Origin of the sequence: Massilia sp. AB1 (genome assembly GCF_018119385.1) — a bacterium.
Taxonomy (GTDB): domain Bacteria; phylum Pseudomonadota; class Gammaproteobacteria; order Burkholderiales; family Burkholderiaceae_D; genus Telluria.
Window position 1 is genome coordinate 1 of record NZ_JAGKSG010000072.1, and the last position, 14,693, is coordinate 14,693.

The following is a 14,693-nucleotide window of genomic DNA, read 5'->3' on the forward strand; positions in this document are numbered from 1 at the left end:
CTGCCTTCGTGAATGCGCCGGTGGTGCCGTGGCCGGAGAGCTAGCAGAGTTGTCAGGTTTGCCTTTCCGCTGCTGATTTCTGATTTCACAAACGTTACACTTGCCGTGGTTTTAACTAAGACTAAACGGCTGATGAAACGATTTCGTACTATTACGCTGCGCATCCTGCTGAGCGTGGGCCTCTTGCTGGTCGTGCTGTTCGCGATCGCCTTGTCGAACTCGCGCGTCGAGCGCACGGAGCACGGCGTCCACAAGCGCCTGCTGATACCGATCGGCGTCGGCAATGCGGGCTTCCCCACGTATGCCGGCACCGGCGACGCCGTGCGGATCCCCGGCTTCCTGGACGGCCCGGTCGTGCGCCGCTCGGAAAGCGGCGAGTGGAGCGCCAGCTGGTTCTGCGAAGACCGTGTCTTCAGCCGCACCGGCAAGGACAGCGAGCTGTTCATCGACTGCGCAGGAAAACACAGCGTCTACCCGGTCAACCGCATCCCGGCCGAGTCCCGCGCCGTCATCGACCCACCCGGGAAAATGCTCGTCCTGAGCGACATCGAAGGCAACATCACCTTCCTGGACAAGGCCCTGACCTCGCTCGGCGTGACGGATGCGAATGGACAATGGCAGTACGGCCGCAACCACCTCGTGATCGCCGGCGACGCGGTCGACCGCGGACGTGATGTGTTTCCGGTGTTGTGGAAGCTATATCGCCTGAGCCTACAGGCGAGCGACGCCGGCGGCGCCGTCCACGTGCTGTTGGGGAACCATGAACAGTACATGCTGCGCGGGATCATCTCGCGCGCCAATCACGAGCACCTGTATGCGCTGGGTGAGCTAGGTGGCCAGGCCGAGGCTTTCGCTGGCGATACCGTCATCGGCCAATGGCTGCGCCGCCAGCCGCTGGCACTCAAGGCCGGCAAGGTCCTCATCACTCACGGCGGCATCAGCCCCCAGGTTGCGGCCTCCGGCATGTCCCTCGAAGAAATCAACAGCGCCATGGTCCAGTACTGGAGCGGCGCCGCCACGCAAAGCGCGCAACTCGACGCCGCACTGGGACCGGCCGGCCTGACCCAGTACCGCGGGTATTTCGAACCCGCCGAGGATCGCTATCCCAAGGCCAGCGACCGCGACGTGGCGCAGGTACTGGAGCGCTTCGGCGTGGAGCACATCGTGGTCGGCCATACCCAGGTCGACGGGGTGCTTCCGTTCTACGACGGCCGCGTGTGGGGCATCAACGTCAACAGCAATACCGCGCGGCCCGAAGCCTTGCTGATCGAAGACGGCCGGCTCAGCGCCGTATCGACCGGCGTCCCCCGCCAGCTGGACGAATCGCGTGCGCGCCGCACGCGAGCGTTTGCGGTGAGCGAGTCCGGCGATTGGCGGATGCTGTCGGCCCTGATCAGTTCCGGCTATGCGCAGACGCGGATTCCCCATCCTTACTGAAGCGCGCCTCAGCGCAGCGCAACCAGGTTCCTGAACATGTCCTCGGCCGCATCCGCGATCCGGTCGAGGCTAGCCTCCCTCAGGACATGCGTGTCCACGCGCGTCTCGCTGCGCAGTCCCGCCCATTGCAGCAGGGTGTGGCAAGCGTCCGGGTGATCGAACAGGCCATGCAAGTAGGTCCCCAGGACCTGGCCATCCTGCGACACCGCGCCTTCCTTGCGCCCATCGATCAGGAAGGCGGGCGACGCCAAGGCCGCGCCGCTTGAAACACCCATGTGTATCTCGTAGCCCTCGACGCGCGCATCCTGGCGAGCCCCAAAAGCACAGTAACCGCTCACTTGCGCCAGACGCTTTTCCGGCGCCAGCACGGTATCCATCTCGAACAGCCCGAGGCCTTCGGATGTCCCAGGCTTTCCCTCGAGGCCGTGCGGATCGGACACTGAAGTCCCGAGCATCTGGAAACCGCCGCAGATGCCGATCACCTTCCCGCCATAGCGCAGGTGCCGCGCCAGCTGCACCGGCCATCCCTGCTGACGGAGCCACGCCAGGTCGCCGCGCGTGTTCTTGCTCCCCGGTAGAACGATCAGGTCCGCCCCGGGAATCGCTTCCCCTTCGCGCACGAAGCGCAGGTCGACGTCCGGATGCGCGCGCAGCGCATCGAAATCCGTGTGATTGCTCATGCGCGGCAGGCTGGGCACCACCACGCGGAATTGTCCGCGTCCCGCCTGCGCCGGCTGCACCGCATCTTCCGCATCCAGGTAGAGACCGTGCAGGTAGGGCAGCACGCCCAGCACCGGTTTGCCGGTCTTTTCTTCCAGCCACTCCAGGCCCGGCTCGAGCAGGGAGATATCACCCCGGAAGCGGTTGATCACGAAGCCGACGATGCGCCGCCGCTCCGACTCCGACAGGCAGGACAGCGTGCCCACCAGGTGCGCGAACACGCCGCCGCGGTCGATGTCCGCCACCAGGATCACCGGGCAGTCGACCGTTTCCGCGAAGCCCATGTTGGCGATGTCGCGGTCGCGCAGGTTGATCTCCGCCGGGCTGCCCGCGCCTTCGACGATGATGGCTTCGTACTGTGCCGACAGGCGGCGGTGCGATTCCAGCACCGCTTCCATCGCCACCGTCTTGTACTGGTGGTAGTCGCGCGCATTCATCTCCGCACGCACGCGGCCATGGATGATGACCTGGGCGCCGACGTCGCTCGATGGCTTGAGCAGTACCGGGTTCATGTCCGTGTGCGCCTCGACGCCGGCGGCGATCGCCTGCAGCGCCTGCGCCCGGCCGATCTCGCCGCCGTCCGCCGTGACCGCGCTGTTGAGCGCCATGTTCTGCGGCTTGAACGGCGCCACCTTGCATCCGCGCCGCTTGAGCAGGCGGCACAGGGCGGCCACCACCGTGCTCTTGCCGGCGTCCGAGGTCGTGCCCTGCACCATCAGGGTCTGGTAGGGGAAGCTACTCATTTGCCGCGGTGCTGGCGCGCCAGCTCGAGTTTTTCGCACAGCGCGGCGGCGCCGAGGATCATGCGCGGACCTGCGCGGTTGAGCAGGTCGCCGTCGAGCGTGAACAGATTGTTATTGCGCACCGCGAGCATGCTCCGGTAGGGCTCCCACAGCCCCACGCCGCCATAGTTTTTCTCCGCCGTGCCAATCACCGCTTCCGGGTCGGCCTGCAGCACGCTTTCGACCGACACCATCGGCGCCGTCGTCGCCAGCTTGTCGAAGATGTTCTCGCCGCCGCACAGGCGCAGCGCGTCGGTGACGATGTGCTTGCCGCTGAGCGTGTACAGCGGCTTGTCCCACACCTGGTAGAAGGTGCGCACCGGCGGCCGGTTCGCGTAGCGCGCGCGCAGGCTGGCAAGCTGCTGCCGCAGCTGGGAAGCGGTGGCCCTGGCTTCCGCGCCGGTGCCCATCAGCTGGCCGAGCCGCGCCACATTCTCGGGGATGTTCTCCAGGGTTTGCGGGTCGCTCTGGAACATGGGGATGCCCAGCTGCTTGACCATCTCGATCTGGCGTTCGGAACTGTTGTGCATCCAGGCGACGATGAGGTCGGGCTTGAGCGCGATCACCCGTTCGATGTCGATCTCTCGGTTCGATCCGATGCGCGGGATGCTCTTGGCCGCCTCCGGATAGTCGCTATAGCTCACCGCTCCGACGATGCGCTTGCCGCCGCCCGCCGCGAACAGCATCTCGGTGACGTGCGGCGCCATCGAAATCACGCGCTCGGCGGGCTTGGCGATCGTGACCGATCTGCCGGCATCGTCCTTGACCGTGATTGCGGCCTGGGCCGGGACCGCCAGCGCGCAGGCCAGCAGCAGCGTCGTCTTCCTCATCGTTTGCTCCATTCGCTTAATGCCTGATCCAGGCGTTGCCAGCCTTCCTCACCGGAGGGCAGGCCGAGACGGATGCCGCGCGCGGCTTCGCGGAACAGCCGGCACCAGATGCCGCGGCGCGCCATGTGTTCGTGAAATGCTTCGGGATGCGCTTCCGGCCACCACTGGAACAGCGGCGTGCCATTCGATTCGATGCCATGCGCCTGCAGCAGCGCGCGCATGCGATCTCCCGCGCGCTCCAGCTGCCGCTGCGTCTCCTGCTGCCAGGCCGTGTCGCCGAGTGCCAGCAAGGCGATGTCCTGCGCGGGACCGCTAACGGCCCACGGACCGAGCAAGCCGGCCAGGCCGGCGAGGACCGTCTCATGCGCCGCGACAAAGCCCAGCCGCAAGCCGGCCAGGCCGAAGAACTTGCCGACCGAACGCAGGACGATCAGGCCGGGCTGCGCCGCATGCGCCGCGACGCTGAGCGTGGGTGCGGTATCGCCGAAGGCTTCGTCCACCACCAGCCAGCCGCCGCGTGCGCGAAGGCGCGCCGCCCAGTCCAGCAGAAGCGCCGGCGGGACCGTCTCGCCGGTTGGATTATTGGGATTGACCACCACGACCACGTCGCTGTCGTCCACCGCCCGGTCCAGGTCCGCATACGGCGCCAGCCGGCGCGTGTGGCCGTGCAGGCCCCAGTGATGGGCGTGCTCCGCATACGAGGGCGCCGACACGGTCACCCGCGACGGCGGCCGCAGGCGCGGTAATGCCTGGATCGCGGCTTGCGTACCGGCCACCGGCAGGAGCTGCGGCGCGCAGTAATACGTGCAGGCCGCATCGGTCAGGCGCGCATCCGGTTCCGGAAGGCGATGCCAGGCGTCCGGCGCCAGGGTGGGGATGGGATAGCCATGCGGATTGATGCCCGTCGACAGGTCGATCCAGTCGCTGCGCCCGAAGCGCCGCGCCGCGTCGCGCAGATTGCCTCCGTGTTCAAGCATGCGCGCTCACCCCGATCGCTGCCGCGCACACCACAGCCGTCCATAACAGCGTTGTCTTCAAGACCAGCCGCCAGGCACGCAGGATGTCGGCCGCCGATGCCGCCGGCCCCGCGCCGAGTAGCGGACGCTGCTCGACTTCGCCGTCATAGCTTGCAGCGCCGCCCAGCGAGACGCCGAGTGCGCCCGCGCCGCTGGCCATCACCGGCCCGGCATTCGGACTGCTCCACATCGGCGCCTGCGTACGCCAGCAGCACCAGGCGCGCGCACGGCCGGCGCCGGCCAGCAGCACGTAGGACAGCGCGGTCAGGCGCGCCGGCAGGTAGTTCAGGACGTCGTCCACGCGCGCGGCGCAGCGGCCGAACAGGTTGTAGCGCTCGTTGCGGTAGCCCCACATGGCGTCCAGCGTGTTCGCCAGCCGGAACAGCACTGCGCCCGGTCCGCCGGCGACGACGAACCAGAACAGGGTGCCGAACACGGCGTCGTTGCCGTTCTCCAGCAGGGATTCGGCGCTGGCCTTGGCCAGGTCGGGTTCATTCGCCGTGGCCGTGTCGCGGCTGACGATGCGCGCGGTTAGAAGGCGCGCCGCGGCCAGGTCCCCTTCGCGCAGTGCAGCGTGGATCGGCAGCGTGTGGTCGCGCAGGCTGCGCAGCCCGATGCAGACATACAGCAGGACCGCATGCAGCCACAGCCCGGCGGCGTCGGCCAGCATGGCGAACAAGAGGCTCAGCGGCAGCACCGCGAGCAGCCATGCACTAGCGCCGCGCAGCAGGCGCGCGCCGCCACGGTTCAGGTGCTGCTCCAGGAAGGCGGCCAGCCGGCCGAATCCGACCAGCGGATGCCAGCGCCGTACTTCGCCCAGCAGCAGGTCGAGCACGATGCCGGCCACCAGGAGCAGGGCGAGCGACAGCGGGGACAAGCCGATCAGCACTGCGCACCCTTCAGCACCAGCGGCAAGCCGGCCGCCACGAACACCACCCGGTCCGCGCGCGCAGCCACGGCCTGGTTCAGGCGTCCCGCCTCGTCGACAAAGCTGCGCGACACCGCGCCCCAGGGCACGATACCCAGGCCGACTTCGTTGGACACGAAGACGACGTCGCCCGGCAGGCCCGCATCCAGCGCATTTAGCAGCGCGGCCCGCTCCTCATGAAAGCGCGGCGGCAGCGCCACCTCGCCCACCTCGGGATAGGCGCGGCCGTCCGAGAACATCAGGTTGCTGAGCCAGAGCGTCAGGCAATCGACCAGCACCAGCCGCTGCGGCGCGCACCATTCGCGCAGCACGCCGGCCAGCGCCAGCTCCTCCTCGACGGTATGCCAGTGGCCGGGGCGCTGGCTGCGGTGGTGGGCGATGCGGACCGCCATCTCGCCGTCGCCGGCGCGCGCGGTCGCCACGTAGACGACCTCCTTGCCCGAATCCTGCGCAAGGCGCTCGGCCAGCCGGCTCTTGCCGGAGCGCGCGCCGCCGAAGAAGAGGGTGCAGCTCATCGCGCCTGTCCCAGGAACATCGCCGCCACCGCCTCCGGGTTGGACGGGAAGTAGGCGTGGAAGTAGGACGCCGTGAGCGCGCCGCGGTGATAGATGGCTTCGCCCTGGCTGCCGTTCTGCTTGACCGTGTGTCCCTGCGGCTGCAGATCGGAATGCATGAGCGAGTAGTGGAAGGTATGGCCGCGCAGTTCGCCTTGCGCGGTCGGCATCGCATGCAGGCCCAATCCGCTGATGCGCGGCTGCATCACCACCTCGCCCGGGAGCAGGCCGGCCATTTGCCAGCGCTGCCCCTGCTTGTCGGTCAGGCCGTCGGCGATCGCCATCATGCCGCCGCATTCGGCGACGATCGGCACGCCGCGCGCCTGGGCGTCGCGAAGCGAGGCACGCCACTGCTTCGCCGCCTGCAGCGCGGGACAGTGCAGTTCGGGGTAGCCGCCCGGCAGGTAGACCGCGTCGGCGTCGCGCGGGACCGGCTCGTCGTCGAGCGGCGCGAAATAGACCAGCCGCGCGCCCATCTGCTGCAGAAGCTCGGCATTGGCCGGGTAGACGAATACGAAAGCGGCGTCGCGTGCGATGGCGATGGTGCGCCCAGCCAGCGGCCGAAGAGCCTGGGATGCAGGCTGCACGGGCGTCGGGGGCAGGAGCGGCAGCGCGTCCCAGGCCGTGTCGTCGAACTCGATCTGGTCGGCCATGGCGTCGAGCAGCTCTTCCACCTTCTCGACCTCGCCCGGCACCACCAGGCCCAGATGCCGTTCCGGCAGGCGCTTGTCCTGGCGCGGCAGGGAACCGATCAGCGGGATGTCGCGCAGCGAGGCCTTGACCATTGCCGCATGGCCGGGACTGGCGATGCGGTTGGCGACCACGCCGGCCATCTGCACCGGACCATAGTCGCGCAAGCCCTGCGCCACCGCGCCCGCGGTCTGGGCCATGGCCGAAGCGTCGAGCACGGCCAGCACGGGAATGCCGAATTCGCGCGCCAGGTCGGCCGCCGAGGGCGAGCCATCGTACAGGCCCATCACGCCTTCGACCAGGATCGCGTCCGCCTCGCGCGCCGCTTCTCCCAGCCGGCGGCGGCACTCGTCCACGCCGACCATCCACAGGTCCAGGTTATAGACCGGCGAGCCGCAGGCGCGCTCCAGCAGCAACGGGTCGATGAAATCGGGCCCGCACTTGAACACGCGTACCCGCTTGCCCATGCGGACCAGGCGCCGCGCCAGCGCGGCCGTCACCGTCGTCTTGCCCTGGCCGGAAGCCATGGCCGCGACCAGGACCACGCGTGCTCCAGGATGCGGGTTTCGGTAATGACTCATCACCACTCCGTTCCGGCTTGCGCCGCAATGCCCGCCTTGAAGGCGTGCTTGACCACGTTCATCTCGGTCACGGTATCGGCCACCGCCACCAGCTCGGGCGGGGCGGCGCGTCCCGTCACCACCACGTGCTGCATCGTGGGACGGTCGAGCAGGTCGGCGATCACGGTGTGCACGTCCAGGTAACGGTATTTCAATGCGATATTCAGTTCGTCCAGCACCACCATGCCATAGCTCGGGTCGGAGAGGAAGCGCCTGGCCTGCTCCCAGGCTTCGTTGGCCTTGGCGATATCGCGCTCGCGGTCCTGGGTTTCCCAGGTATAGCCTTCGCCCATCGCGTGGAAGCTGACCTCGCCGGGAAAGCGGCGCAGGAAGAGTTCCTCGCCGGTCGACATGGCGCCCTTGATGAACTGGACCACGCCCACCTTCATGCCGTGGCCGAGCGCACGCGCCACCATGCCGAAGGCGCTCGAGCTCTTGCCCTTGCCGTTGCCGGTATTGACGATCAGGATGCCGATTTCCTTGTCGGCCGCCGCGATCTTGGCGTCGATGACCGCCTTCTTGCGCTCCATGCGCGCGCGGTGGCGCTCGTTGAGTGCGGAAATCTCGTCTGGGGTCATGTCGTTCATAGGCTTGCCTCGATGGGAATGAAAATGCGGCGGCCGCCATGCTCGAGCATCTCGATCGGATGGCCGAGGTAGTCGCTCAGCAGCGCCGGCTGCATGGCCGCGTCGACGGCGCCGGCCTGCCAGCGTCCGTCGCCCATGAGCAGCAGCGCGTGGCTGGAGATGCGGTGCGCCAGGTTGAGGTCGTGGCCGATCATGACCACGGTCTTGCCCTGCTCCCTGCACAAGCGGGACAACAGGGCCATGGTGCTGACCTGGTGCGCCAGGTCGAGTGCGTTGGCCGGCTCGTCGAGCAGCAGCAGCGGCGTCTCTTGCGCCAGCATGGCGGCGATGGCCACGCGCTGGCGCTCGCCCCCGGACAGGGTGCGTACATCGCGCGCGGCCAGGTCGGCCACTTCCATGGCGTCCAGGGCCTGCATCGCGGCGTGGTGGTCGTCGCTGCCTTCCCAGTAGCGGTTGGCGTGATAGGGATGGCGCGCCGACAGCACGGTTTCGATTACGCTGTAGGCGAAGGCGTCATGGCGCGACTGGGCCAGGAAAGCGCGTTCGCGCGCCAGCTCGGCAGGGTTCCAGGCCGATAGTTCGCGGCCGCGGATGCTCACCGTTCCCGCGTCCGCACGGTGCAGCCCGGCGAGCGTGCGCAGCAAGGTACTCTTGCCGGCGCCGTTGCGGCCGATGATGCTCCAGCATTCGCCGGGAGCCACGTGCCAGCTCAGCCCCTGGATCAGGGTGCGGCTGCCGGCCTTGAGGAGGAGGTCTTGGGTCCGGAGCATGATCACTTCCTGAGCCGGTGAAGCTGGTAGAGGAAGACCGGTGCGCCGATGAGCGCCGTGATGGCGCCTACCGGCAGCTGCTGCGGCGCCAGCACGGTGCGGGCGAGGGTATCGCACAACACCAGGAAGCTGCCGCCGGTCAGCACCGCGGCGGGGATGAGCACGCGGTGGTCCGGGCCGAAGGCGAAACGGCAGGCGTGCGGAATGATCAATCCGACAAAACCCACCGAGCCGGCGCTGGTCACCGCGCTCGCGGTCAGCAGGCCGGACACGAAGAACAGGCCCTTGCGCAGCGCGCCCACGCGCACGCCCAGGGTCGATGCGGCTTCCGCATGCAGGGCCACCACGTTCATGGCGCGCGCGCTGCGCATCGCATACACCAGCGCGCCGCCCAGCACCAGCCAGGGCGTCAGGCGCAGCGGCGCGCCGGCCAGGTCGCCGATGAGCCAGAACACCATGCTGCGCAGGCGGCCTTCCGGTGCGATCGACAGCATCAGGGTGACGAGGGCGCTGCACAGGGCCGACAGGATCACGCCGGTCAGCAGCAGCATCGAAGCGCCGCCCTCGGCCGCCAGCCCGCCGCGCAGGTCGCGCCGGGCCAGCAGGTAGAGCAGCATCGAGACCGTCACCGCGCCCAGCAGGGCCGCGCCGTCCACGATGACCGCCGTGGCCATCATCATCAGCGCCGCCAGCGCGCCCACCGCCGCGCCGGACGAGATGCCGAGCACGTAGGGATCGGCCAGCGGATTGCGCAGCAGGGCCTGCATCATCACCCCCGCCAGGGCCAGCGCGCCGCCGGTAACGAAGGCCGTCAGGGCGCGGCCGGCGCGCAGTTCCAGCAGCGAGGCAGGCAGCGACTCGGCGCGGCCATGCGCGAGCTGGCGCAGCGCCTCGGGCAGTTCCGCCAGCGGCACCTGGATCGACCCGGTCATGCCGGCGAACAGGAGGCTCGCGACGGCGCCCGCCATCAGGACGGCGATAATGAGCAGGGCGCGCTGGCGCAGCGGACGGATGGGTGGATGCATGCTAGGTCTCTGTGTTGTCCCCGTCAGCGCATGCCGTAGCGCAGGGCCGCGAACCAGGTGCGGCCGCTGGTGCCGTAGTTACGCGCGAGCTCGTAGTGCTTGTCCGCGACGTTGTTGAGCCTGACCAGCAGCGACAGTTCCGGGGTGAATTGCCAAGTAGTGTACAGGTTGAGCAGGCCATAGCCACCCAGCGGACGCAGGTTGGCTGCATCGTCGAAGCGGCCGCTGGAGAGCTGCCACTCGGCGCCGGCCTTCACGGTGCCGGCCGTGTAGTCGGCGGCGAAGCTCGCATGCCGTTTCGCGCGGCGCGCCAGGCGCTTGCCGGTGGTTTCGTCGCGTGGATCCTGCCAATCCAGGCTGCCGCGCAGGTTGATGCCGGCGATGCGCGTGCTGCCGCCGACGCTCACGCCTTCCAACAGGGCTTCGTTGACGTTGTAGGCGCAGCTGCCGGCGCGGGACGGGCAGGGCGTGGCCGAGACGATCATGTCGCTCAGGCGATTGCGGTAGTAGCGCGCGTCCAGCTCGACGCGGCCGCCGGCGTAGCGCAGGCCCAGTTCGTGGTTGCGGCCTTTCTCGGGCTGGTTGGTTTCCAGGCCGTAGCCTGGATAGAACAGCTCGTTGAAGGTTGGCGCGCGGAAGCTGGTGCCGACGCTGGCGCTGGCGCGCAGGCCGTTGCCGAAGTCGTAGCCGTAGCCGGCTGCGCCGGTGTGCTTGTTGCCGTACACTGAAGAGCGGTCCTGGCGCGCGCTCGCATCGAACAGGTGGCTGCCGCGCCTGGCCGAGTACACCGCCCCATAGGCATTGGTGATGCGGTTGCGCTGCATCGTCGGCACCTCTTCCTTGCGGTGGCTGTACAGCAGCTGCAGCGTGTCCGGGCCCAGTGCGACCGTGTTCTGCCAGCTGAACTCGTCCTGCACGGTGTCGATCCGGCTGGTGCCGGTGGCCGCGGCGCTGCTGACGCTGCGCTGCTTGTCTTCCGAGCGCGCGAACTGCACGGTGCTGCGCCAGTTCGGCAGGATCTGGTTGCTCATGAACAGGGCGGCGGTGTCCAGGTCCTGGTCGCTGTGGGTGTCGAAGCTGCCGGCGCCGCTGTCGTACTGGGCGCGCAAACGGCTGACCAGGAGCTGGGCGCCGATCTCGTGGCCCGGCGCGACGGTATAGCTCATGCGGCCATTCAGGTTGCGGCGGCGGTAGCCGTCTTCGTCGGGGTTGAAGCCGAAGGCGCCCGGGCGGGTGGCCGAGAAGCCGTCGGATTCCTCGTAGCCCGCGCCGATGGCGTAGCTGAATGCATGCAGGCCGCCGGCGGTGCTGGCGTCGAGCTGGCGGGTGCCGTTGCTGCCGGCGCCGGCGGAAGCGCTGGCCACGGGTGTGCCTTCGCCCTTGCGGGTGAAGATCTGGATCACACCGCCGATGGCGTCCGCGCCGTACAGGGTGCTGAGCGGGCCGTAGACGATCTCGATGCGATCGATGGCGCCCAGCGGCACCGCGTTCCAGCTCGCCGCGCCGGTGCTTGCGGAGCCGACGCGCACGCCGTCGAGCAGGACCACCACCTGGTTGCTGTTGGCGCCGCGCAGGAAGATGCTGGTGGCTGCGCCGGCGCTGCCGTTGCGGGTGATCTCGATGCCGCGCTGGCGCTGCAGGATGTCGGCCACCGAGCCGGCGCCCGAACGCGTGATCTCTTCGGCGTGGATGACCGTGGTGTCGGCGATGACGTCGTCGGCCTTTTGCGGCGTGCGGGTGGCGGTGACGACGACGGTGTCGAAGGCAGGTGCGTTGGCGAAAGCGGAAGACGAAAGAATGGCGAGCGCAAACGACACTGCGGCCGCTTGCCGTGTTACAGGAAAGTTCATGAACAGTTTCTATCAATGGACAACCAGCCGACGTCCCCGTGGGCCAGATTGAACAGGAATGCGCGAACGCGTTCCCACCTTTTGGCCGGTATCCGGGCTGGCAAGTGTGGCCGTCGGACCTTCCCATGCGAACGCACAGTGGTCGAGGAAGACGGTTCGCCGCATCGAATGCGGCACTTGCTTACCGTTGCGGGGGCAGCACACGTTGGCCTTGTAGAAAGGCTTCGTGTTTCCCGTTTAACTGCGCCTGTGGACACAGGCGCGAGCACCAAAACGGCGTCATTATACGGTTTTGTTACCTCTTTAGCACGAGCAGCTCGCCGTAGGCGATGCGGTGAGGGGCTTGCGCGGCCCGCAGCGCGGCCTCTTCGATGCTGCCGCCGAGGTGGAGAGAAGCCAGCAGGCGCATGGCGCCGGCGTGGCAGATGACGAGCGCCTGCTCGATGCCTTCGTTGCGGATCTCGTCGTGGAAAGCAGCGACGCGTGCGGCGACATCCATGACGCTTTCGCCGCCGCCGGGGCGGTAGTAGAGCAGGTCGGCCGTCCAGGCGTCGACCTCGGCGCGCGGGATGTCGTCCCAGCTGCGCATCTCCCAGGCGCCGAAGTTCATCTCGGCCAGGCGCGCATCGAATACGGGGGCGGGCGAGAGTCGGCGAGCCAGTGCGGCGCAGCGCAGCAGCGGGCTTGAATACACGGGCAAGTCGGACAGGCCAAGTCCCGACAGCGTGTCGAGCGCGCTGTCGATTCCGGCATCGAGGGCCGGCAGGTCCGTGCTGCCGTAACACAGGCCGGGCGCCACCACCGGCTGCGGATGGCGCACGAGGTAGAGCCGCATGTCAGGCTAGCGCGCCCTGGCCGAGCGTGGCCAGCACGGCGAGGTAGATCGCGACTTCCGACAGCTGCTGGACCGCACCCAGGCAGTCGCCGGTATAGCCGCCGAGGCGGCGCTCGAATTTGCGGGCCAGCCAGAGCGCGGCGAGGCTTGCCGCCAGCACGGCGCCGGCGCAGGCGACCGCACTGAGCGCGCCGTTGAGGACGAGCGCAGCGGCGGGCAGGAGCACGGTCGCGGTGGCGATGGCGAATTCGCCGGCGCTCATGCGCTCGGCGAGCGGCTTGGCCTTGCCTTCGGCGCGCGCGTATTCCATGGTCCAGATGAGCGAGGTCGCGGCCAGGCGCGAGAGCGGATGGGCCAGCAGCAGGGCAGCGATGGCGCTGGCCGGCGGCAGCGTCGCCAGGGCCGTGCATTTTGCGAGCAGCATGCACACGACGCCGATCGCGCCATAGGCGCCGACGCGCGAGTCCTTCATGATTTCCAGCGCGCGCTCGCGCGTCATGCCTCCGCCCAGGCCATCGCAGGTGTCGGCGAAGCCGTCTTCGTGGAAAGCGCCGGTGATATAGATCGTCGCTGCGGTCGAGAGCACGGCCGCCACCGGCGCGGGCAGGACCAGGGCCGCCGCCGCATATACCGCGGCGGCGATGGCGCCCACGACCAGCCCGACCAGCGGGAAGTAGCGGGACGCATGGTTCAGCCACGCGGCTTCGAAGCCGACCCAGCGTGGGATCGGCAGCCGGGTGAAGAACTGCAGTGCGATGAAGAACAGGCGCAGCTGGTGCATTTAAGCGGAACGCTCGCTGACCTGGGCCGAGGCGAAGGTCGCCATCTGGCTCAGGAAGTTGGCGGCCGCATGCAGCAGCGGCAGGGCGAGCGCACTGCCGGTGCCTTCGCCCAGGCGCAGCCCCAGGTCCAGCAGCGGCTTGGCGCCGAGCTGCTCCAGCATCAGCGCGTGCCCGTGTTCGCCGGAGCAGTGCGAGAACACACAGTAGTCGAGAATGGACGGCTGCAGGCGCGCGGCGACCAGCAGGGCGCTGGTGACGATGAAGCCGTCGATCAGCAGCACCTTGCGCATCTCGGCCGCCTTCAGCATGGCGCCGGCCATCATGGCGATCTCGAAGCCGCCGAAAGTGGCCAGCACGTCGAGCGGATCGTTCACGCCTGCGTGCAGGGCCGCCGCTGCGGCGATGACTTGTTCCTTGCGCTGGATGCCTTCCGCGGAGAGACCAGTGCCTGCGCCGACGCAGCGCGACAGCGGCACGCCGGTGAGCTTGTGCATGAGGGCCGCGGCGGCAGTCGTGTTCCCAATACCCATTTCGCCGAAGCCGACCACGTTGCCTGGCAGGTCACGCACCAGGGTCATGCCGTGTTCGAGCGCGGTGGCGCATTCCTGTGGCGTCATCGCGGCTTCCCTGGCGAAGTTGCGGGTACCGTTCGCCACCTTCCTGTCGATCAGGCCGGGGCGCTGGCCGAACGCGTGGTTCACGCCCGCATCGACGACGTGCAGCGCGGCGCCGTTCTGGCGGGCGAAGACATTAATAGCGGCGCCGTTCGCCAGGAAGTTCTCCACCATCTGCCAGGTCACGTCTTGCGGGAAGGCGGATACGCCTTCCGCCACGACGCCGTGGTCGCCGGCGAACACGATGATCGCCGGCTGATCGATGCGAACGTCGGTCGAGCGCTGGATCAGTCCCAGTTGCGCGGCCAGGGTTTCGAGGCGGCCAAGGCTGCCAAGCGGCTTGGTCTTGTTATTGATGGCGTCGCTCAGTGCCTGCGCCAGGGCCGCATCATGAATAGGGGAGATGGTCGGGATCTGCATGAATGGATGAGAAGATCAAAAAGGCGGCGGCAACGATATCACAATCGCAAGCGTTGCAAGTACGGCGGCGCTTTGCTATAGTCTCGCTCCCCGACGCGGACAGCGCTGCAAAGCGATCCAGGCGACGGGGTGGAAGAAAAGAAGTTGACGAACATCGCAAAACACCGCATAATCTCGCTTCTCTGCTGCTGACGAACACAACGCTTCGTCGAACGAGCAAGCAGTACAGAACA

15 protein-coding genes and 1 riboswitch are annotated in these 14,693 nt (G+C 68.1%); of the genes, 2 read left to right on the top strand and 13 right to left on the bottom strand.

Annotation, left to right across the window (positions count from 1 at the left end; genetic code table 11):
• Positions 1-132 precede the first annotated feature (132 nt).
• Positions 133-1,437, top strand: a complete 1,305-nt coding sequence (locus J8847_RS22895) for a metallophosphoesterase (protein WP_211526990.1) — start codon at positions 133-135, stop codon at positions 1,435-1,437.
• A gap of 8 nt (positions 1,438-1,445) precedes the next feature.
• On the opposite strand, the gene J8847_RS22900 is transcribed toward J8847_RS22895, so the two are convergent.
• The 13 genes from J8847_RS22900 to cobT form a co-directional block, all read right to left on the bottom strand.
• The gene (locus J8847_RS22900; RefSeq protein ID WP_211526991.1) at positions 1,446-2,900 is read right to left on the bottom strand and encodes a cobyric acid synthase; all 1,455 of its coding nucleotides are present in this window, start codon (positions 2,898-2,900) and stop codon (positions 1,446-1,448) included.
• Entirely contained in the window at positions 2,897-3,769 is an 873-nt protein-coding gene (locus tag J8847_RS22905; protein WP_211526992.1) for a cobalamin-binding protein, read from the bottom strand. Before J8847_RS22905 ends, J8847_RS22900 begins: the two co-directional genes overlap by 4 nt.
• Positions 3,766-4,746, bottom strand: a complete 981-nt coding sequence (cobD, locus tag J8847_RS22910) for a threonine-phosphate decarboxylase CobD (protein WP_211526993.1) — start codon at positions 4,744-4,746, stop codon at positions 3,766-3,768. The genes J8847_RS22905 and cobD overlap by 4 nt, the downstream gene beginning before the upstream one ends.
• On the bottom strand, positions 4,739-5,674 hold the full coding sequence (gene cbiB, locus J8847_RS22915) for an adenosylcobinamide-phosphate synthase CbiB (protein WP_211526994.1): 936 nt from the start codon (positions 5,672-5,674) through the stop codon (positions 4,739-4,741). The genes cobD and cbiB overlap by 8 nt, the downstream gene beginning before the upstream one ends.
• Positions 5,668-6,228 (bottom strand): bifunctional adenosylcobinamide kinase/adenosylcobinamide-phosphate guanylyltransferase, encoded by a 561-nt coding sequence (gene cobU, locus J8847_RS22920; protein ID WP_211526995.1) that lies wholly within the window; start codon positions 6,226-6,228, stop codon positions 5,668-5,670. The genes cbiB and cobU overlap by 7 nt, the downstream gene beginning before the upstream one ends.
• On the bottom strand, positions 6,225-7,538 hold the full coding sequence (locus tag J8847_RS22925) for a cobyrinate a,c-diamide synthase (protein ID WP_211526996.1): 1,314 nt from the start codon (positions 7,536-7,538) through the stop codon (positions 6,225-6,227). The genes cobU and J8847_RS22925 overlap by 4 nt, the downstream gene beginning before the upstream one ends.
• Entirely contained in the window at positions 7,538-8,164 is a 627-nt protein-coding gene (gene cobO / locus J8847_RS22930) for a cob(I)yrinic acid a,c-diamide adenosyltransferase (protein WP_211526997.1), read from the bottom strand. The genes J8847_RS22925 and cobO overlap by 1 nt, the downstream gene beginning before the upstream one ends.
• Positions 8,161-8,934, bottom strand: coding sequence for an ABC transporter ATP-binding protein (locus J8847_RS22935; protein ID WP_211526998.1), 774 nt, complete (start codon positions 8,932-8,934; stop codon positions 8,161-8,163). Before J8847_RS22935 ends, cobO begins: the two co-directional genes overlap by 4 nt.
• A 2-nt stretch (positions 8,935-8,936) precedes the next feature.
• Complete coding sequence (locus J8847_RS22940; protein WP_211526999.1) at positions 8,937-9,959, bottom strand: iron ABC transporter permease; 1,023 nt, start codon at positions 9,957-9,959, stop codon at positions 8,937-8,939.
• Positions 9,960-9,982: 23 nt separating this feature from the next.
• Complete coding sequence (locus J8847_RS22945; RefSeq protein WP_211527000.1) at positions 9,983-11,809, bottom strand: TonB-dependent receptor domain-containing protein; 1,827 nt, start codon at positions 11,807-11,809, stop codon at positions 9,983-9,985.
• Positions 11,810-11,874: 65 nt separating this feature from the next.
• Positions 11,875-12,097, bottom strand: a riboswitch (cobalamin riboswitch).
• 7 nt (positions 12,098-12,104) lie between these two features.
• Complete coding sequence (locus J8847_RS22950; protein WP_211527001.1) at positions 12,105-12,644, bottom strand: histidine phosphatase family protein; 540 nt, start codon at positions 12,642-12,644, stop codon at positions 12,105-12,107.
• Position 12,645: 1 nt separating this feature from the next.
• The gene (locus J8847_RS22955) at positions 12,646-13,425 is read right to left on the bottom strand and encodes an adenosylcobinamide-GDP ribazoletransferase (RefSeq protein ID WP_211527002.1); all 780 of its coding nucleotides are present in this window, start codon (positions 13,423-13,425) and stop codon (positions 12,646-12,648) included.
• Positions 13,426-14,460 (bottom strand): nicotinate-nucleotide--dimethylbenzimidazole phosphoribosyltransferase, encoded by a 1,035-nt coding sequence (cobT, locus tag J8847_RS22960; RefSeq protein WP_211527003.1) that lies wholly within the window; start codon positions 14,458-14,460, stop codon positions 13,426-13,428. It abuts the gene before it with no gap.
• A gap of 2 nt (positions 14,461-14,462) precedes the next feature.
• On the opposite strand from cobT, the gene J8847_RS22965 reads away from it, so the two are divergent.
• A partial coding sequence (locus J8847_RS22965) for a hypothetical protein (protein WP_211527004.1) occupies positions 14,463-14,693 on the top strand: 231 nt, incomplete at its 3' end.